General features: G+C 69.6%; 19 protein-coding genes. 11 read left to right on the plus strand and 8 right to left on the minus strand.

Annotated features, from left to right (window positions below):
* The first annotated feature begins 46 nt into the window (after window positions 1–46).
* Together Q9S78_RS06380 and Q9S78_RS06385 are read left to right on the plus strand one after the other, a co-directional pair.
* Window positions 47–1,504: an aspartate ammonia-lyase gene (locus Q9S78_RS06380; RefSeq protein WP_018187168.1), complete on the plus strand. Its 1,458-nt coding sequence runs from the start codon at window positions 47–49 to the stop codon at window positions 1,502–1,504.
* Window positions 1,505–1,582: 78 nt separating this feature from the next.
* A complete protein-coding gene (locus Q9S78_RS06385) occupies window positions 1,583–2,035 on the plus strand; it encodes a DUF4190 domain-containing protein (RefSeq protein WP_018187169.1) in 453 nt (150 codons plus the stop codon).
* 64 nt (window positions 2,036–2,099) lie between these two features.
* Here the strand turns inward: Q9S78_RS06385 and Q9S78_RS06390 are convergent, their stop codons facing one another.
* Window positions 2,100–2,963 carry a fumarylacetoacetate hydrolase family protein gene (locus Q9S78_RS06390; protein ID WP_018187170.1) on the minus strand — a complete coding sequence of 288 codons (864 nt, stop codon included), beginning with the start codon at window positions 2,961–2,963 and terminating at the stop codon, window positions 2,100–2,102.
* Window positions 2,964–3,027: 64 nt separating this feature from the next.
* Here Q9S78_RS06390 and Q9S78_RS06395 point away from each other — a divergent pair, with 64 nt between their 5' ends.
* From Q9S78_RS06395 to rpsO, 4 genes are all read left to right on the plus strand, one after another.
* A complete protein-coding gene (locus Q9S78_RS06395; RefSeq protein ID WP_311869525.1) occupies window positions 3,028–4,185 on the plus strand; it encodes a PrsW family intramembrane metalloprotease in 1,158 nt (385 codons plus the stop codon).
* 234 nt (window positions 4,186–4,419) lie between these two features.
* Window positions 4,420–4,983, plus strand: coding sequence for a YceI family protein (locus tag Q9S78_RS06400; RefSeq protein WP_018187172.1), 564 nt, complete (start codon window positions 4,420–4,422; stop codon window positions 4,981–4,983).
* A 41-nt stretch (window positions 4,984–5,024) separates the two neighbouring features.
* Window positions 5,025–5,393: an FKBP-type peptidyl-prolyl cis-trans isomerase gene (locus Q9S78_RS06405; protein WP_018187173.1), complete on the plus strand. Its 369-nt coding sequence runs from the start codon at window positions 5,025–5,027 to the stop codon at window positions 5,391–5,393.
* 167 nt (window positions 5,394–5,560) lie between these two features.
* On the plus strand, window positions 5,561–5,830 hold the full coding sequence (rpsO, locus tag Q9S78_RS06410; RefSeq protein WP_018187174.1) for a 30S ribosomal protein S15: 270 nt from the start codon (window positions 5,561–5,563) through the stop codon (window positions 5,828–5,830).
* A gap of 96 nt (window positions 5,831–5,926) precedes the next feature.
* Here rpsO and Q9S78_RS06415 read toward each other — a convergent pair whose 3' ends face one another.
* Both Q9S78_RS06415 and Q9S78_RS06420 read right to left on the minus strand, forming a co-directional pair.
* Window positions 5,927–6,937 carry an isopenicillin N synthase family dioxygenase gene (locus tag Q9S78_RS06415; RefSeq protein WP_020098278.1) on the minus strand — a complete coding sequence of 337 codons (1,011 nt, stop codon included), beginning with the start codon at window positions 6,935–6,937 and terminating at the stop codon, window positions 5,927–5,929.
* A gap of 59 nt (window positions 6,938–6,996) precedes the next feature.
* Window positions 6,997–7,500: an Lrp/AsnC family transcriptional regulator gene (locus Q9S78_RS06420; protein WP_311869528.1), complete on the minus strand. Its 504-nt coding sequence runs from the start codon at window positions 7,498–7,500 to the stop codon at window positions 6,997–6,999.
* Between the two features lie 126 nt (window positions 7,501–7,626).
* On the opposite strand from Q9S78_RS06420, the gene ald reads away from it, so the two are divergent.
* Complete coding sequence (gene ald / locus Q9S78_RS06425; protein ID WP_311869530.1) at window positions 7,627–8,736, plus strand: alanine dehydrogenase; 1,110 nt, start codon at window positions 7,627–7,629, stop codon at window positions 8,734–8,736.
* Here ald and Q9S78_RS06430 read toward each other — a convergent pair.
* Window positions 8,709–9,821, minus strand: a complete 1,113-nt coding sequence (locus Q9S78_RS06430) for an acyltransferase family protein (RefSeq protein WP_311869532.1) — start codon at window positions 9,819–9,821, stop codon at window positions 8,709–8,711. The genes ald and Q9S78_RS06430 overlap by 28 nt on opposite strands.
* A gap of 142 nt (window positions 9,822–9,963) precedes the next feature.
* Between Q9S78_RS06430 and Q9S78_RS06435 the strand changes: the two genes are divergently transcribed.
* Together Q9S78_RS06435 and Q9S78_RS06440 are read left to right on the plus strand one after the other, a co-directional pair.
* Window positions 9,964–11,160, plus strand: a complete 1,197-nt coding sequence (locus Q9S78_RS06435) for an LLM class flavin-dependent oxidoreductase (protein ID WP_028497501.1) — start codon at window positions 9,964–9,966, stop codon at window positions 11,158–11,160.
* Window positions 11,157–11,801 carry an FMN reductase gene (locus Q9S78_RS06440; RefSeq protein ID WP_018187180.1) on the plus strand — a complete coding sequence of 215 codons (645 nt, stop codon included), beginning with the start codon at window positions 11,157–11,159 and terminating at the stop codon, window positions 11,799–11,801. The genes Q9S78_RS06435 and Q9S78_RS06440 overlap by 4 nt, the downstream gene beginning before the upstream one ends.
* A gap of 2 nt (window positions 11,802–11,803) precedes the next feature.
* Here Q9S78_RS06440 and Q9S78_RS06445 read toward each other — a convergent pair whose 3' ends face one another.
* The gene (locus tag Q9S78_RS06445; protein ID WP_311869536.1) at window positions 11,804–12,403 is read right to left on the minus strand and encodes a DedA family protein; all 600 of its coding nucleotides are present in this window, start codon (window positions 12,401–12,403) and stop codon (window positions 11,804–11,806) included.
* Window positions 12,404–12,554: 151 nt separating this feature from the next.
* Between Q9S78_RS06445 and Q9S78_RS06450 the strand changes: the two genes are divergently transcribed.
* Window positions 12,555–14,510, plus strand: coding sequence for a GDSL-type esterase/lipase family protein (locus tag Q9S78_RS06450; protein WP_311869539.1), 1,956 nt, complete (start codon window positions 12,555–12,557; stop codon window positions 14,508–14,510).
* 4 nt (window positions 14,511–14,514) lie between these two features.
* Here the strand turns inward: Q9S78_RS06450 and Q9S78_RS06455 are convergent, their stop codons facing one another.
* Window positions 14,515–15,195 (minus strand): response regulator, encoded by a 681-nt coding sequence (locus tag Q9S78_RS06455; protein WP_116228397.1) that lies wholly within the window; start codon window positions 15,193–15,195, stop codon window positions 14,515–14,517.
* A complete protein-coding gene (locus tag Q9S78_RS06460) occupies window positions 15,192–16,457 on the minus strand; it encodes a sensor histidine kinase (protein ID WP_311869544.1) in 1,266 nt (421 codons plus the stop codon). Before Q9S78_RS06460 ends, Q9S78_RS06455 begins: the two co-directional genes overlap by 4 nt.
* A 125-nt stretch (window positions 16,458–16,582) precedes the next feature.
* Here Q9S78_RS06460 and Q9S78_RS06465 point away from each other — a divergent pair, with 125 nt between their 5' ends.
* Entirely contained in the window at window positions 16,583–18,022 is a 1,440-nt protein-coding gene (locus Q9S78_RS06465) for a cation:dicarboxylate symporter family transporter (RefSeq protein WP_311869546.1), read from the plus strand.
* Window positions 18,023–18,084: 62 nt separating this feature from the next.
* Here the strand turns inward: Q9S78_RS06465 and Q9S78_RS06470 are convergent, their stop codons facing one another.
* Complete coding sequence (locus Q9S78_RS06470) at window positions 18,085–18,267, minus strand: DUF5302 domain-containing protein (RefSeq protein ID WP_018187186.1); 183 nt, start codon at window positions 18,265–18,267, stop codon at window positions 18,085–18,087.
* Window positions 18,268–18,524 lie beyond the last annotated feature (257 nt).

Consider the following 18,524-nt stretch of genomic DNA (forward strand, 5'->3'; position numbering starts at 1 on the left):
GGCTCGATCCATCCCTGCACCCCTGTGACCCACGAGGACACCGCACATGGCATCTGACGCGACGACGCGCACCGAATCCGACTCCCTGGGATCGATGGAGATCCCCGCCGACGCCTACTGGGGCATCCACACGGCGAGAGCGCTGGAGAACTTCCCCATCTCGATGCGACCGATCTCGGTCTACCGCGACCTCGTCGTCGCCCTCGCGATGGTCAAGCAGGCCTCCGCGCGCGCCAACAAGGAGATCGGGGCGCTCGACGCATCCCGCGCCGATCTCATCGACCAGGCGGCCCAGCGCGTCATCGACGGCGAGTTCCACGACCAGTTCGTCGTGGGCGTCATCCAGGGCGGCGCCGGAACCTCGACCAACATGAACGCGAACGAGGTCATCACCAACATCGCGCTCGAGATGGCGGGCCGCGAGAAGGGCGATTACGCGTTCCTCTCGCCCATCGACCACACCAACCGCAGCCAATCCACCAACGACGTCTATCCGACGGCGATCAAGGTGGGGCTCGGGCTCGACCTGCAGTCGCTGCTCGAGGAGCTGGACCTGCTGCGGCAGTCCTTCCTGAAGAAGGCCGACGAGTTCCACGACGTCCTCAAGGTGGGACGCACGCAGTTGCAGGATGCCGTCCCCATGACCCTCGGGCAGGAGTTCCACGGCTTCGCCACGACGCTGGGGGAGGACCACCACCGTCTCCGCGAGAACGCGCACCTCCTCTACGAGATCAACATGGGTGCGACGGCCATCGGCACCGGGATCACGACCCACCCGGATTACTCACGTGCCGTGCTGCGGCACCTGCGCGAGATCAGCGAGCTCGACCTCGAGACGGCCGAAGACCTCGTCGAGTCCACCAGTGACACGGGCGCCTTCATGTCGTTCTCGTCGTCGCTCAAGCGCAACGCGATCAAGCTGTCGAAGATCAGCAACGACCTGCGCCTGCTCTCGAGCGGGCCGCAGGCGGGCTTCGGCGAGATCAACCTGCCGCCTCGACAGGCGGGGTCGAGCATCATGCCCGGCAAGGTGAACCCCGTCATCCCCGAGGTCGTCAACCAGGTCGCGTTCGCCGTCGCCGGTGCGGACCTCACGGTGACGATGGCCGTCGAGGGCGGGCAGCTGCAGCTCAACGCGTTCGAACCGGTCATCGCGCATTCGATCTTCCAGTCGATCACATGGATGCGGCGCGGCATGCGCACCCTTCGCGTCAACTGCGTCGACGGCATCACCGCCAACCGCGAACGCCTCGGCACGATGGTCGGGTCGTCCGTGGGCGTCATCACGGCGCTGACGCCGTTCATCGGCTACACCGCCGCGGCCGCGCTCGCCAAGACCGCGCTCTTGACAAAGCGGAACGTGGGCGACCTGGTCGTGGAGGCCGGGCTCATGTCGCGTGACGAGGTCGACAAGCAGCTCTCGCCGGCACGGTTGTCGGGGCTTCAGGCGGTCACCCGAGCGATTCCGATTATCACAAAACCGGGTGCCGTGGAGGGTCCGTGATTGCGGGTTGTCTGAGAGAACGCCGGACGCTAGCGTCGGGGTCGTATCCCGGCCCATCAGCGACCTGAAGGACTTCACATGACCGACCCCAACCAGCCGAACTCGCAGAACATCCCGCCCGCGCCGCCGGCATATGAGGCGCCGGCCTACGGCAACGCACCGCAGTACAACGCCGGCGCTCCGGCTGCCGGCCCCGTCCCGGGGCGCACGATGGCGATCGTCGCCCTGATCCTCGCGATCATCCCCGGAACCCAGCTGATCGGTCTGATCCTCGGCATCGTGGCGCTGGTGCAGAGCCGCAAGGCCGGCACGAAGAATGGTCTCGCGATCGCCGCGATCATCGTGAGCATCGTCCTCATGATCATCGCGATCATCATCATCGTGGTCGTCGTCGCGAGTTTCGCGAACTCCACCGCGGATCTGTACCAGCAGTACCAGACCAACTGTGTCGCTGGTGGATCTGGTGTCGTCGAGTACCTCGGCCAGACCATCCCCTGCGACCAGCTCGACCAGTCGCAGCTCAACAACTGACCTGCGCGACAAGAAGCGGCGGCCACCCTCGGGTGACCGCCGCTTCTCGCTGTCTCGCGTTGTCTCAGTCGGTGATGCGACAGAAGGTCGTCAGTTCGCCGATCCCGTCCACTCCGACGGTCACGGTGGAACGGTCGCGGAGGAAGATCTGCGGGTCGCGCGAATAGCCCGCGCCACCTGGGGAGCCGGTCGAGATCAGGGTTCCCGGCAGAAGGGTCGCGGACTGCGACAGGAACGCAACGAGCTTCGCCACGGGGTGGATCATCTGGTCGGTCGAGGCGTCCTGCACCATCTTCCCGTCGACGATCGCCCAGATGTGCAGATCCTGCGGGTCGGGGATCTCGTCCGCGGTGACGACGAACGGTCCCGTCGGGGTGAAGCCGTCGAACGACTTGCAGCGCGACCACTGCGCCTCGGAGAACTGGATGTCGCGGGCCGTGATGTCGTTGACCACGGTGTAGCCCCAGACGTGGTCGAGGGCATCCTCGAGGGCGACGTCGCGGGCAGGCGCCCCGATGATGACGCCGAGCTCCGCCTCGTAGTCGACGGACTGGCTGAGCGAGCGCGGCCAGGTCGTCGTCTGACGGTGACCCGAGAGCGAGCCCGGCCACAGGATGAAGACCGTGGGCGCCGCGTCGGCCTTGAGGCCGAGTTCGCTCGAGTGGGCCGAGTAGTTCAGCCCGATCGCGATGGTGATGGGGGTGTCGAGTACCGCCGAGGCGAAGACGGGGTCGCCGAGCGGCATCCACTCGGCGGTCGCAGCGCTCTCCCGAACGCGGTCGAGGAGGGCGTCGCCTCCTTCGATGAGCGGCTGAAGACGCGACGGTGCTCCGTCGAAGAGCTGCGACACCAGGGCGGCACGGTCCTTTTCGACCAGGACCAGCTGCGGCTCGTCTACTCCGTCAGGGACAACGTGGGCGAAGCGCATTGGTCCAGGGTATCGCCCTCGACTGCGGCGGGGCACGATCCGGGGCCGCCCCTAGGCTGAGCGCATGTCGTTCCCGTCGCCCCTCGCACAACCGGCGCGTGCGACGCCCGCCGCTCCGCCGCCGGCCCCACCGCGGCCCGACCTCCCCGTCCCCGCACCGACGGGCGGCCGCGTGATCCTCTGGATCGTGGCTGCCGTCCTCGCCGTCGCGTCGCTCGGCCTGGCGGCTTATTTCTTGGCGTTCCTCGGTGCGGCGGCCTCCATCGTCTCCGGGCTCCTCGCCCTCATCCCCTTGGTCCTCGTCCTCGTCGCCATCAGGATGATCGACCGGTGGGAGCCGGAACCCCGCGGCCTCGTCGTCCTCGCGCTCGCATGGGGAGCAGTGGCATCCGTCGTCATCGCGCTCGGGGTCGACCTCGTCATCACGCTGGTCGCGCCGGGCCTTCCCGACACCGTCTCCGCCGTCCTCCAGGCGCCGATCGTCGAAGAGGTGGCCAAGGGCGCGGGAGTCCTGCTCATCTTCGTCGCCGCGAGGCGTGCCTTCGACGGCCCTGTCGACGGTGTCGTCTACGGGGCGCTCGTCGGTGCGGGCTTCGCGTTCACGGAGAACATCCTCTATTTCGCCGACAGCCTCGTCACGGGTGGGGCCGAGAGCGCGGCCTACACGTTCTTCCTCCGCGGCATCCTCTCGCCGTTCGCGCACGTGATGTTCACGGCCGTCACGGGGTACGCGCTGGGGCGCGCCGCACGCCGGGGCGTGTGGGGCGCAGCGGCGCTCGGACCGTGGGCGGTGGGTCTCGGGGGAGCCATCGGACTGCACGCGCTCTGGAACGGATCGGCGGTGTTCGCCGACTTCTTCGTGCTCTACGCGACCTTCCAGATGCCTCTGTTCATCCTCTTCATCGTCGGCGTCGTGCTGCTCCGGCGCGAAGAGGCGCGGCTCACCCGCACGTGCCTCGGCGACTACGCGGTCGCGGGATGGTTCTCACCGGCGGAGGTCGACATGCTCGCGACCGGCCGTGGACGCTCGCGAGCCGTCACGTGGGCGCGCTCCCTGCCCGGCGACCGGTCAGCAGCGATGCGGCGTTTCATCGTCGAGGCGACCGCTCTCGCGGCCGCCCGCCACCGGGTGATCGGCGGACGCGATCCGCGCGCCGCGGCGGACGAGAGGGTCTACCTCGAACGCGCTACCCGGGCACGGCAGGATCTGCTCGTCGGCTGAAACGCCCGCAGGGAACCAGCGGCCGGAGAAAGACTCAGCGCCCGGTGCCGCGGCGATGCCTGCGAGTCTTCCGGGCGCTGAGTTGGTGTACAGAAATGATCCCGCCGCCTCCTCGCGGTGTCAAGAGGGGTCGCGCACCGGCGAATCTTCATTCACGGGAATAGGATCGGACGCGGCGACGTTTCGCCCTCTTGACCGCCGGCGCGTGCCGGAACCCCTCCACGAAGGACGATCATGACCGACTCCACCGCCACCCTCGACATCCCCGGCTACAAGGCCGGTACCTGGATCCTCGACGCGTCGCACAGCGAGGTGGGCTTCAGTGTCCGCCACATGATGATCTCCAAGGTCCGCGGCCACTTCAACGTCAAGGAGGCGACCCTGATCGCCCCCGAGAACCCGCTCGAGGCCAAGCTCGACGCCAAGGTCGACGCGGCGTCGCTGGACACCAAGGACGAGGGCCGTGACGGTCACCTCCGCAGCGCCGACTTCTTCGATGTCGAGACCTACCCCGAGATCACTTTCGCCTCGACCGGTGTGCGCATCGAGAACGGCGACTTCCTCGTCGACGGCAACCTGACCATCAAGGACGTCACGAAGCCCGTCACGTTCGAGGTCGACTTCGGCGGCTTCGGCACCGACCCGTGGGGCAACTACAAGGCGGGCGCGACGGCCAAGACCGTCATCAACCGCGAGGACTTCGGTCTCACCTGGAACGCCGCGCTCGAGACCGGCGGCGTGCTCGTCGGCAAGGACGTCACGATCGAGCTCGACCTCCAGGGCTCGATCCAGGCCTGAGTGCGTTTGACCACCGGATGCCGCTCGGTTTGGATGGACTCATGACTGCAGACCGCACCAAGCCCGAGATCGACGCTCCTCAGGGAGCCGCACCCTCCGACCTCGTCGTCCGCGACCTGATCGAGGGCGACGGCACCGAGGCGAAGCCCGGTGACACCGTCACCGTCCACTACGTCGGCGTCGAATACGTCTCCGGCGAGGAGTTCGACTCGTCCTGGAACCGCGGCGAGAGCATCCAGTTCCCGCTCCGCGGCCTCATCCAGGGCTGGCAGGACGGCATCCCGGGCATGAAGGTCGGTGGACGTCGTGAGCTCGTCATCCCGCCGCACCTGGCCTACGGTCCCGCCGGTGGCCACTTCCTCGGCGGCAAGACGCTGATCTTCATCATCGATCTGCTCGCCGTCGGCTGAGACGCATCGCACACGGGGGCCCGGTCGCTTCGGCGGCCGGGCCCTCGGTCGTCTGCGGGGCGCCTCGTCCTGTAGACTCCTGTGGTTGCCGTTCGATCGGCCGCGGATAAAGAGAGCCCTCGCATCAGGCGTCGGGCGCCGCGCAACGAAGAGGAAGGGGATCACCTATGGCACTGGAAGCAGACGTCAAGAAGGCGATCATCGAAGAGTACGCGACGCACCCCGGTGACACCGGATCCCCCGAGGTGCAGGTCGCGATGCTGACGCAGCGCATCAAGGACCTCACCGAGCACCTCAAGGAGCACAAGCACGACCACCACTCGCGTCGTGGGCTGTTCCTGCTCGTCGGTCAGCGCCGCCGTCTCCTGGGCTACCTCCAGGACGTCGACATCAACCGTTACCGCTCGCTCATCGAGCGCCTCGGCCTCCGTCGATAAGGCATCGCTGCCAGCGTTCAATCGCGCAGAACATTCTTGAGAAGGCCGCCCCACGGTGTGGGGCGGCCTTCATCGTTCCCGGACGGTCTCTGCCGGTCAGACGCGCGCGCTGACGAGGTGGGGGTGCCAGATCTCTGCGACGTCCGGGTGCGCCCGCAGCCGCGACTTCAGGGCGTTCTCGCCGTGAAGACCGTGGATCGGGTTGCGGGGGTCGTTGGAGATCCCGCGGGCCTGCGCCGCGAGCTCGGCGGGCAGCTCGATCGCGGGGAGCTCCGCGTCGAGCGACGGGTTGAAGAAGAACGGCACCGAGATGCGATCCTCGGGGGCGCGCGGTGAGACGACCCGGTGGTTCGTCGCCGTGAGGTAGCCGCCGGTCGCATGCTCGAGGAGTTCGCCGATGTTCACGACGAACGATCCGGGCACCGCGGGAGCGTCGATCCAGTCGCCGTCCTTCTCGACCTGCAGGCCGCCCTTCCCCGGCTCGACCCACAGCAGGGTGAGGACGCCGGCATCCTTGTGCGCTCCGACGCCCTGCTGAGGCTCCGGGGCGCTGGAGCCCGGGTAGCGGACGATCTTCAGCAGGGTCTGCGCCTCGCCGAAGTGGTCGTCGAAGTACGTCTCCGGTGCGCCGAGGGCCTCTGCCCAGGCGCGGAGCAGCTTCCGCCCCACCGCCGACAGGATCGCGGTCCACTCCTCGGCGATCTCACGGAGCTCGGGCTGGGCGCTCGGCCACAAGTTGGGTCCGACGAGGGCGGTGTAGGGGGGAGCGTCGGGGTCCTCGACCGCCGGGCGCTCGGGTCCGATGTCGATCTGCTCGCGCCAGTCCACGAGCCCCTGCGTCCGCTCGCCGCCGATGCGCGTGTAGCCGCGGAAGTGCGGGCTCTTGATGTTCTCGATCTCGAGCTTCGCCTCGTCGGGGAGTTCGAAGAAGGTGCGCGCGGCGCGGTGGAGGCGATCCTCCAGCTCGGGCGAGACCCCGGTGCCGGTCAGATAGAAGAAGCCGACCTCGTGGGTCGCGCGGCGCAGATCGGCTCGGAATTCTTCCGCAGCATCCGGCCCCTCATCGAGGCGGGACAGGTCGAGGACGGGGAGGCTCTGGACAGACATGGTCCGAGGATAAGCAGAGGTTTCAGGGGGTCGGCGCATTGTTTCAAGCGGTTACCGACTCAGTGGAACGGAGCCGCGACCCGGTTGCGGTGGTAGTCGAAGATGATGCTCGTGCGCGTGTTCGCGACGCTGCGCTGCGCTGAGAGGTGCTCGACGACGAAGGCGCGCACATCGCTGGAATCGGCGACGGCGATGTGGATGAGGAAGTCGTCGGATCCGCCGAGGAAGAACATCTGGATCACCTGGGGGAGACCGCGCACCTCGTGTGCGAACTCGGTGATGCTCTCGTGACGGGAGCCCGGGCGCAGCGTCACGTGCACCATCGCCTGCAGGCCCGCGCCCGCGACCCGCTGATCCACGCTCGCGTGGAAGCCGGTGATCACGCCGCGCTCCACGAGCGCGCGGGTGCGCGCATGGGCGGTGGATGCCGCGACTCCGACTCGCGCGGCGACCTCGGCGTTCGTGAGCCGGGCGTCGGCCGCGAGCTCGTCGACGATGGCGAGGTCCACATCGTCCAGGTCGGCGGGAGGCCGATGATTCTTCGACGGATCAGACGTGCTCACGGGGATTCATCCTCATTTCGGGGGCTCGGAAGCATTCTCGCCGAAGGATCTTCGACTGTCACCTGCTCGTAACGAATCTTCTGCAGGATGTGTCGCACATCACTCGCTGACGAGGAGCGTGACGCCATGCGTATCGGCATCCCTACGGAAATCAAGAACAACGAGAACCGCGTGGCCATCACCCCCGCGGGGGTGGACGCGCTCGTCGCGCGCGGTCACGAGGTGCTCGTGCAGTCGGGCGCCGGCGCCGGCTCGCGGATCGCGGACGAGGCGTTCGCCGCCGCCGGTGCGGTCATCACCCCGGATGCGGCGTCGACGTGGGGGCGAGCGGAGCTCGTCGTCAAGGTGAAGGAGCCCATCGCGGCGGAGTACCCGCACCTGCGCGACGACCTCACCCTGTTCGCCTACCTCCACCTGGCCGCGGATCGGCCCCTGACCGACGCCCTCATCGCCGCGGGGACCACCGCCGTCGCCTACGAGACCGTCCAGACGGCGGACCGGGCACTGCCGCTGCTGTCCCCGATGAGCGAGGTCGCGGGTCGCATCTCGATCACGGTCGGCGCGCACACCCTCATGAGCGCGGCCGGCGGCCGCGGCACGCTCCTCGGCGGTGTCGCCGGAACGCCGAAGGCGAAGGTCGTCGTCATCGGCGGCGGTGTCGCCGGCGAGCACGCGGCGGCCAACGCTCTCGGCATGGGAGCCGACGTCACCGTCCTGGACGTTTCGCTGCCGCGTCTGCGTGAACTGGAGAAGCGCTACGCGGGCCTCCACACTCGCGCCTCCACCCGCTTCGAGGTCGCCGAGCAGATGGCATCCGCCGATCTCGTCATCGGATCGGTCCTCATCCCGGGGGCGGCGGCACCCAAGCTCGTGACGCTCGACATGGTCGCCGGTATGAAGGCGGGCGCGGTGCTCGTCGACATCGCCATCGATCAGGGCGGGTGCTTCGAGGGCTCGCGGCCCACGACGCACGACGACCCGACGTTCGCGGTCCACGACGCGGTCTACTACTGCGTCGCCAACATGCCCGGGGCGGTGCCGGAGACGTCGACGCGCGCACTCACCAACGCGACCCTGCCCTACCTGACCGCGCTCGCGGACCGCGGCTGGGATGCCGCTGCTGCCGCCGACCCCGCTCTGGCCAAAGGTCTCAACGTCCGAAGCGGTCGCGTGACCAACAAGGGCGTCGCGGCGGCGTTCGGGCTCGACTACGAGCCGGCGGTCGTCGCGGTCTGAGGGCGGCGCGATCCTGTCGGGTCGCGCCGGCTGCCCTCGGACCCCACGAGGCCGGGATCGGCGAAGAGCCATCCTGGCCGCGGTTCGACGAGCGGCCGGAAGATGCGGCGCACCGGCGTCGAGGCGAGGGCTGCCGTGATCGCCACCGACAGGACGGCGACGAGGGGCAGCCACAGCCACGTGGGGTCGAGGCCGCGGAGGATCCCCGATTCGCGCAGCGGATACAGCGCGAAGGAGTGCAGCAGGTACACGTACATGGTGGCGCGCCCGATGGCCGTCCAGCGGTACTCCCGACGCGGCATGAGGACGAAGAACGCCACGCTCAGCACGAGTGCGGCCGCCATCAGCAGCAGGCGGATGCCGCCCGCCCACCACTGCGTGCCGCCGAGGTCGGCGTAGTCCTCCTCATAGAAGAGCCATCGGCCGAGTCCCATGGTCCTCAAATCGTCGACGAAGAGCCACGCGCAGACGCCGGCCGCCACCAGGGCGGCGCCGGCGGCGAGGCGGAGCGACGTGCGCCGTCGCTCGAGGAGTCGGTGCCGGTCGAGGAATCCGTGCTGGTGCAGCCACCAGCCGAGGGTGAAGAAGGGCAGCAGGCCGAGGGTCCGCGAGAGGGACAGCGTGGAATCGACGTTCGGGAGGTACCCCACCGAGATCGAGACGACGAGGGTCCAGAGGAGCGGCATCCGGAGGAGTGCGAGGTAGGGGAGCACGAGGCGGAAGATCGCGAGGGCGAGCAGGAACCAGAGCGTCCACGACGGCTGCGTGAGGTTCGGGTCAATGCGTCCCTCGACGACGAGCTTCGCGAGGGTCCAGAGCCCGTCGAAGATGACGTAGGGGAGGACGATGTCGGTGAGGATGCGGACCATCCGACGCCGGCTCGGCGGATCGGACCGGGAGAAGTACCCGGAGATCAGCGCGAAGGCCGGCATGTGGAACGCGTAGATCAGGTAGTAGATGCTCTGTGCGATGTCGGAGTCGTAGGTCAGGCGTTGGATCGCGTGACCGAGGACGACGAGGAGGATGCAGGCGGCCCGGGCGTTGTCCCAGATGGGCACGCGGCGGGTGCGGCCGGGGGTGCTCATTCGGGCCAGCGTACCGGCGGGAATAACGTGGACACTGAGACGTTGACTCCGGTACATTCACTTGCATGAATCGGGCGCGAACCGTCCGGGAATCGAGAGAGACATCGTGAGCGACACCAGCAGCGCCGCCAGCTGGCCCGGGGTGCAGTTCGGCATCTTCACCGTCACCGACATCACGCAGGACCCGACCACGGGTCACACGCCCAGCGAGCGTGAGCGCATCTCGGCGACCGTCGAGATCGCCAAGCACGCTGAAGAGGTCGGCCTCGACGTGTTCGCGATCGGCGAGCACCACAATCCGCCGTTCTGGTCGTCCTCGCCGACCACGACGCTCGCGTACATCGCCGCGCAGACCGAGCGCCTGATCCTCTCGACCTCCACGACGCTCATCACCACGAACGACCCGGTGAAGATCGCCGAGGACTACGCGATGCTGCAGCACCTCTCGGGCGGCCGCATGGACCTCATGCTGGGCCGCGGCAACACCGGCCCGGTCTACCCCTGGTTCGGCAAGGACATCCGTCAGGGCGTCCCCCTCGCGATCGAGAACTACGCTCTGCTGCACAAGCTGTGGCGCGAGGACGTCGTCGATTTCGAAGGCAAGTTCCGCACCCCCCTCCAGGGCTTCACCTCCACACCCCGTCCCCTCGACGGAGTGGCGCCGTTCGTCTGGCACGGCTCGATCCGCACGCCCGAGATCGCAGAGCAGGCGGCCTACTACGGCGACGGATTCTTCGCGAACAACATCTTCTGGCCCGCCGAGCACTATCAGCGCCTCATCGGTCTGTACCGCCAGCGCTGGGAGCACTACGGTCACGGCGCCCCCGAGACGGCGATCGTCGGCATCGGTGGACAGGCGTTCATGGCGAAGAACTCGCAGGACGCCAAGGCGCAGTTCCGCCCGTACTTCGACAACGCCCCCGTGTACGGCCACGGTCCGTCGATGGAGGACTTCTCCGAGATGACGCCGCTGACCGTCGGCTCACCGCAGCAGGTCATCGACCGCTATGCGGGGATGCGCGACCTGTTCGGCGACTTCCAGCGGCAGCTGTTCCTCGTCGACCACGCCGGACTCCCGCTCAAGATGGTCCTCGAGCAGCTCGACTTCCTCGGCGGCGAGGTCGTCCCCGTCCTCCGGAAGGAGCTCGCGAAGGATCGCCCGGCGATCGTGCCCGACGCGCCGACGCACGCCGCGCGCGTCGCGGCCACGTACGGCGACGGTCCCGCACGCGACGCACGTCCCCGCGCCAACCGCGGCGACAACCTGTCGGGCCCGAGCCCCTACCAGGACACCCCGACGCCGGTCGGTGCCGCGTTCGGTCTGGGTGGTGCGCGATGACCGCCCGTCGCATCGCCGTCGTGTCGGCGGGGCTCTCGAACCCCTCGTCGACGCGCATGCTGGCCGACAAGCTCTCGGCCGCCGTGCTGGCGGACCTGCGCGAGCGGGGGGTGGAGGCATCCGTCGACACGTTCGAGCTGCGCGAGTACGCGCACGACATCACGAACAACCTGCTGACCGGCTTCGCGCCGCCCGCGCTCGAGACCATGATCAACACGGTGGTCTCGGCGGACGCGCTGATCGTCGTGACGCCGATCTTCTCGACGAGCTACTCGGGGCTGTTCAAGTCGTTCATCGACGTGCTCGATCCCGACGCGCTGCAGGGGAAGCCCGTACTGATCGGCGCGAACGCCGGCACGGCCCGTCACTCGCTCGCCATCGACTACGCGATCCGGCCGCTGTTCGCCTATCTGCACGCCGAGGCCGTCTCCACCGGTGTCTTCGCCGCGTCGTCGGACTGGGGCGCGCGCGCGGACGATGTGTCGCCGCTGTCGGCGCGCATCGAGCGCGGCGCCCGGGAACTGGCGGATGCCGTGACCCGGCGCCCGGCGGAGGACGCTCTCGACCCCTTCGATCCCGAGTCCTACCTCGGCAAGGGCGGATCGTTCGGACACCTGCTGGGCGGTCTGTCCGGCGAGTGACCTCACCGACGCGCGCGGCGGCCCGACAGGCGGGCCGCCGCGGCGTCGATGACCAGCCCGAGGGCGATCGCGACGACGATCGATACGATGACGGCGATCACCGGGTCTCCGGGCAGGAGCGCGCCGATCGCGGCGCCCACGACGGCCTGGTAGAGCGCCCACGCGGTGGCAGCCACTGCGACCGCCGCGAAGTAACGGCCCATCGGCACCCGGGTGGCGCCGGCCGTGAGGTTGACGGCCAGGCGCGCGAACGGGATGAACCGGGCCGTGAACACCACGGTCGCCGTGCTGCGCGCGAGACGCGACCCCGCCCAGGCGAACGCCGATCGGATGCGGGGGTGCCGCATCCACCGCCACCGTTCCACTCCCGCGACACGGCCCACGGCGTAGCACAGCGCATCCCCGCAGAGGGCGGCGAGGGCGGCGACGGCCACGACGGCGGCGAGCGGGGGAGTGCCGGTCGCCGCGGCGAGCGCTCCGGTCGCCGTGACGGCCACCTCACCGGGTATCACGACGAGCACCGCGTCCGCCAGGACGAGGGCGAACAGCGCCGGGAGTGCCCACGGGCTCGAGGCCAGACTCGTCAGGAGATCGCCGATCACAGGCCTCTGCGTACCAGCGTCCGGTGAACGCCGCGCGAACGGGGGCCGGATGGCGACGCGGCGGTGACCGTACCGGGAGGGGCGGATGAACACTCCGCGATCGGGCCCTTCGAAGCCCCGGTGGAGTCCTCCGCACCGGCACCCTGGTCGTGTGAGAGTCGCGGTCATCACCGAGTCCTTCCTCCCGCACATGAACGGGGTAACCGGATCCGTCCTGCAGATCCGGGAGCACCTCCAGCGTCGCGGGCACGACGTGTTCGTCGTCGCTCCCGGGGTCCGGCGCCACGAGCTCGGGATGCCGGGCCGCGCCGTCGCCTCCTTCCCGCTGCCCCGCTACCCGGCGGTCCGCGTCGCCGTGCCGCCCGCGGCGTCGATCGCCCGCGACCTGGCGCGGTTCGGCGCCGACGTGGTCCACCTCGCCTCGCCGTTCCTCCTCGGGTGGCAGGGGGTGCTCGCCGCAGAGTCCCGGCGGCTGCCGAGCGTCGCCGTGTACCAGACCGACGTGATCGCCTACGCCGCGAGATACGGTCTGCCCCAGGCGACCGCGCTCGCCGAGGCGCAGGTGCGACGGCTCCACCGGCGGGCGACGCTGACCCTCGCACCCTCGGCGGCGGCGCACACCCAGCTCCACGCGCTCGGGATCGACCGCGTCGCGCTGTGGGGCCGCGGGGTCGACGGGCAGCGCTTCACCCCGGAGCGCCGTGACGACGCATGGCGTGCGCGCATCGCCCCCGGCGAGGTGATCGTGGGGTACGTCGGCCGGCTCGCTCCCGAGAAGCAGGTCGAGGATCTCGTCGCCTTGCGGGGAACCCCCGGCATCCGTCTCGTCATCGTCGGCGACGGCCCCGCTCGACCCGCGCTGGAACAGCTCCTCCTCGATGCGGTGTTCCTCGGGCATCTCGAAGGAGATGCGCTGGCGACAGCCCTCGCGTCGTTCGACGTGTTCGTCCACCCCGGCGAGAGCGAGACGTTCGGGCAGACCATCCAGGAGGCCCAGGCCAGCGGTGTCCCCGTGGTCGCGACCGGGATCGGCGGGCCGGTCGACCTGGTCCGCAGCAGCGTGGACGGGTGGCTGTACCGCCCCGGCGACGCCGACGACCTCCGCGCCCGCGTCCTGGACCTCGTCGGCGACGACGCGAAGCGGCGCGCGTTCGCGCAGGCGGCGCGGTCGGCGGTCTCGGGACGCACCTGGGACGCACTGGCCGATCGCCTGCTCGAGCACTACGACCGGGCCGCCGTCCTGAACCGACGCGATGCCGGGCGCCGAGTCGTGGCGTGGCCCCGCCCGGACGCGGCGGTTCCCGTCCCGCGACGCAGGTGGTCCCGGTACGTCGCGCTGGGCGACTCCATCACCGAGGGCCTCTGCGACGCATCGCGGATGCCGGTGGGTGCGTTCCGTGGATGGGCGGACCGGCTGGCGCACCTGCTGGCCCTCAGCGGCGGCGATGCCCGCCCGTTCCGCTACGCCAACCTCGCCGTCCGGAGCCGCCGTGTGGCGCACCTCGTCGACGAGCAGCTGCCGCGGTGCCTCGGGATGCGCCCCGACCTGGTGTCGGTCCTGATCGGCGCGAACGACCTCGTGCGGATCACCTGCGACCCGGTCGCGCTCGCCGCTCGGGTGGAGGATGCCGTGACCCGGCTGCGCGACTCCGGGTCCGACGTCCTGCTGGCCACCGTCTTCCTCCCCGATCGGGTCGCCGCCCGCGTGTTCACCCGCCGCTTCGCGATGTACAACGCCCGCCTCCGTCAGGTCGCCGCGCGCACCGGCGCGATCCTCCTCGATCTCGCCGACGAGACCGAGCTCGCCCGCGTCGACCTGTGGGCCGACGACAAGGTGCACCTGCGCTCCCGTGGGCACCGCTACGTCGCGTACCGCGCGGCGGAAGCGCTCGGCGTGCCGCACGCGGACGCGCTCGCCGACCTCGACGAGGCCTTTCACGTCGACGAGGACCCGACTTCTCCGGGCTCGTGGCTGCGTCGCGACGCACTCCCGTGGATGTGGCGGCGGTTGCGGGGCCGCACAGCCGGGGACGGTCTCACCGCGAAGGTGCCGGATTACGTGCTGGTCGGTCGATCGTCGGGGCGGGCCGGTCTGCCGCGGTCGTAACCGCTCAGCGGGCCCAGCGGTACTCGGTCTCGGGCCGCCCCGGCGTCCCGTAGCGCTGCGCCCGCTCGGCGCGTCCGGCGTCGGCCAGGTGCTCGAGGTAACGCCGCGCGGCGACTCGCGACATCCCGAGCCGATCAGCTGCCTCCCGTGCGGAGACGGGTCCGGTCCGCAGCAGGGCGCTCACGCGGTCGAACGTGTCAGCCGAGAGCCCCTTGGGCAGGGTGGGGGCGGGCGAGGTGCGCAGCGCCCCCAGCATCGCGTCGATCTCGGCCTGCGTCGCCGCGCCGGCGGACTGCGTCACCTGCTCGCGGAAGCGGAGGTACTGCCGCATCCGCTCCTGGAAGTCGCCGAAGGTGAAGGGCTTCACGAGGTACTGCGCGGCGCCGAGAGCGATCACCTGCCGGACGACGTCCGCCTCGCGCACCGAGGTGATGGCGATCACGTCGACGGTCCCCGTATGCGCCCGCAGGTGACGGAGGACGTCGAGGCCAGACCCGTCCGGCATTGTCATGTCCAGGAGCACGAGGTCGATCTCCGGCGCCCTCGGGCTGTCGAGCAGGGCCGCGACCGCCGCGCGCGCCCCAGTGGCTTCGGCGACGACCTCGAAGCCATCGAGCCGCTCGACGTACCGGCGGTGGAGCTCGAGGGTGAGGGCGTCGTCGTCGACGATCAGGACACCGATCATGCGCCCCGCCGAGGAAGGATCACGCGGAAGGTGGTGGGGTCGGACCGCAGGGAGATCGTCCCCTCGGCCTCGTCGACGATGGCACGGACCAGGGCGAGCCCGACGCCTCGCCCCGCGGCGCCCGCGGGTTTCGTCGAGAACCCGTGCTCGAAGACGCGGTCGACGATCTCGGCCGGGATCCCGGCTCCGCTGTCAGCGACCTCCAGGGCCAGTTCGTCCTCGGTCGTCCGCGTCATCTTCACGTCGACCCACCGAGGAGCGGGACCGGATGCCGCGGCATCCAGTGCGTTGTCGATCAGGTTCCCGACGACCGAGACGGCGTCGACGGGGGAGAGGACCGAGCGCGGAGCATCGGCGTCGATGCGGGCCCGCCATTCGACGCCGCGCTCGTTCGCCTGCGACGCCTTGCCGAGCAGGAGCGCGCCGACGGTGGGATCGCCCTCGCGGCGGGCGGCGACCTGGTCGACGAGGAGCTGGCTCTGCCGTGCGTCCTCGGAGAGGATGCCGATCGCCTCGCTCGTGCGCCCGAGCTCGAGCAGGGCGATCGCGGTGTGCAGCCGGTTGCCGTGCTCGTGCGTCTGCGACCGGAGCGCCTCGCCGAGGGTCCGCATCGATTCGTACGACGAGACGGCATCGCGGACGGCCCCCGCCGGCAGGTCGCCGGCGACCCGGCGCGTCGCGCGTCGGGCGAAGAGAGCCCCCGCGAGTCCCGCCGCTGCCAGGACGACGGCGATCGCGACGGCGACGAGGACGCGGGGCTCGAGGGCCTCGGTGATCGAGCCGATCGTGACGCCGACCGATACCCGTCCGACGACCGCGCCCTCGGACAGGACGGGCACGATCGTGCGGACCGAGGGTCCGAGCGTGCCGGTGAACTCCTCGGTGAGCGATGCGGTGCCGGCCGGGATCGTCCCGATGTAGGCCTCACCGATGCGCGCCGGGTCCGGGTGGGTGATGCGGATGCCGGCCGGGTCCATGATCGTGACGAAATCGACGTCGGCATCCGCCGTGACCGCCTGGATCTCGGGCTGCAGGAGGCGCGTCGCGGCGGCGCGGTCGCCGCGCGCGAGGGCATCGGCGACCCCGGTGCTGTCGGCGATCGTCTCGGCGACGGCACGGGTGACGCGCTCCGCCTCGGCCCGGGCGGCGCGCTGCCCCTCCCAGAGGAGGATGCCCGCGATCGCCAGAGACAGGACGACGACGGCCGCCGCGACGGCCAGGAACACGCGGGATGCCGCGCTCGCGGCGCCGGAACGGGCCACATCGCCTCCTCTCGCCGCTCTGCGACCAATACGACCACAACTGCCGGGGCGCGTGCACACCCGGCACGCTGATCCTCGTCGACACCGCCGTCGACTCCGACAACGACTGTCACCCAGGAGAGATCATGGCCCTCACATCCTCGTTCCGGCTTCCCGGATACAACCCGCGCAGGGGCAAGCAGGCGTGGGACAAGCACACGTGGCTCTACATCTCGGTCATCATCGCCGTGGTCCTCGGCTGCGTCGTCGGCCTCATCTGGCCCGCTTTCGGGGAGTCCCTCGAGCCGGTCGGCAAGGCGTTCGTGAACCTGATCAAGATGATGATCGCGCCGATCATCTTCTGCACGATCGTCGTGGGCGTCGGATCGATCGCGAAGGCGGCGACGGTCGGTCGCATCGGCGGCCTCGCCCTGCTGTACTTCATGGCGATGTCGACGTTCGCACTCGCCATCGGTCTCATCGTGGGCAACATCATCCACCCGGGTGAGGGCCTGAACATGCAGAACGCCCAGTACGACGCGGGCGACGCGACCGAGGCGAAGACCACGACCGAGTTCATCCTCGGGATCATCCCGACGACGTTCTTCTCCGCCTTCACCGGCGAGAGCGTGCTGCAGGTGCTCTTCATCGCGCTGCTGGTCGGCTTCGCCCTGCAGAAGATGGGCGCGAAGGCCGAGCCCATCATGACCGCGGTCAAGCACCTCCAGGCCCTCGTGTTCCGCATCCTCGGCATGATCCTCTGGCTCGCCCCGATCGGCGCCTTCGGGGCCATCGCCGCCGTCGTCGGCAAGACCGGGTTCGCGGCGATCGTGAGCCTCGGCATCCTGATGATCGCGTTCTACATCACGTGCATCGTGTTCATCGTGGGCGTGCTCGGCACGATCCTGTACGCCGTCGCCCGGGTCAACATCTTCCAGGTCATGAAGTACCTCGGGCGCGAGTACCTCCTCATCGTCGGCACGTCCTCGAGCGAGTCGGCCCTGCCGCGCCTCATCGCCAAGATGGAGCACCTCGGCGTCTCCAAGCCCGTCGTCGGCATCACGGTGCCCACCGGCTACTCGTTCAACCTCGACGGCACCGCGATCTACCTGACGATGGCCTCGCTGTTCATCGCGACCGGTCTCGGCGCCCCCATGTCGATCCCCGAGCAGATCGGCCTCCTCGTCTTCATGATCATCGCCTCGAAGGGTGCGGCGGGCGTCACCGGAGCGGGTCTCGCGACCCTCGCCGGCGGCCTGCAGGCCTACCGTCCCGACCTGGTCGACGGCGTCGGCGTCATCGTCGGGATCGACCGGTTCATGTCCGAGGGTCGTGCGCTGACCAACTTCACCGGGAACGCCGTCGCCACGCTCCTCATCGGCACGTGGACGAAGCAGATCGACCGCGAGCAGGTGGCGGAGGTCCTCGCCGGTCGTCGCCCGTTCGACGAGGCGACGCTGACGGCCCACGGGGTCTCCGACGACACCGGTGCCGTCGACACCTCGGGTCTGAACGACGCGGCGCTCGCCGAGGCGGAGGCCAAGGAGGACCGGGCGCGCGCACGTCGCGCCGAGCTCGGCAGCTGATACGCGACCGTACGACGAAGGCCCGGACGCCACTCGGCTTCCGGGCCTTCGTCCGTTCGGGGTCAGCCGCTCTTGCGTCGGAACTCGCGCTTGGTGACGGCGCCGTGCGTCCCGTGCACCGAGGAGTCTCCGTCGAGGTGGGCTTCACCCTGACGGCTCCGCGAGTTCTTCTTCTCGAGCGCCTCGCGGAACTTCCGCTTCATGTCATCGGATGCCGCGTCCGCGGTCTTCTCGTCGTCGCTCATCCCGCCACGATACGCACAGAAGGGGGTCCGCTGTTAGGCTGGGTCGGGTTGCCCGCGGTTCTCATCGCGGCATCCGCTCAACTTCACAGTGAGCTCATGGAGCAGGCCCGGCAGGAAGCTGGTCCCCTGTGGTGGATTCCCATCCCGTTTCCGGCGGATGGTGGTCTTCGACTGGTGGCCAGCGCAGGCGGACTTCGCGGATGTCTCCGCGCGCCCATATCTGCCTGTTCCTGTTCCTTCGCATGATCTCGTGCGCG

The organism is Microbacterium aquilitoris (assembly GCF_031932285.1).
Classification (GTDB): domain Bacteria; phylum Actinomycetota; class Actinomycetes; order Actinomycetales; family Microbacteriaceae; genus Microbacterium; species Microbacterium aquilitoris.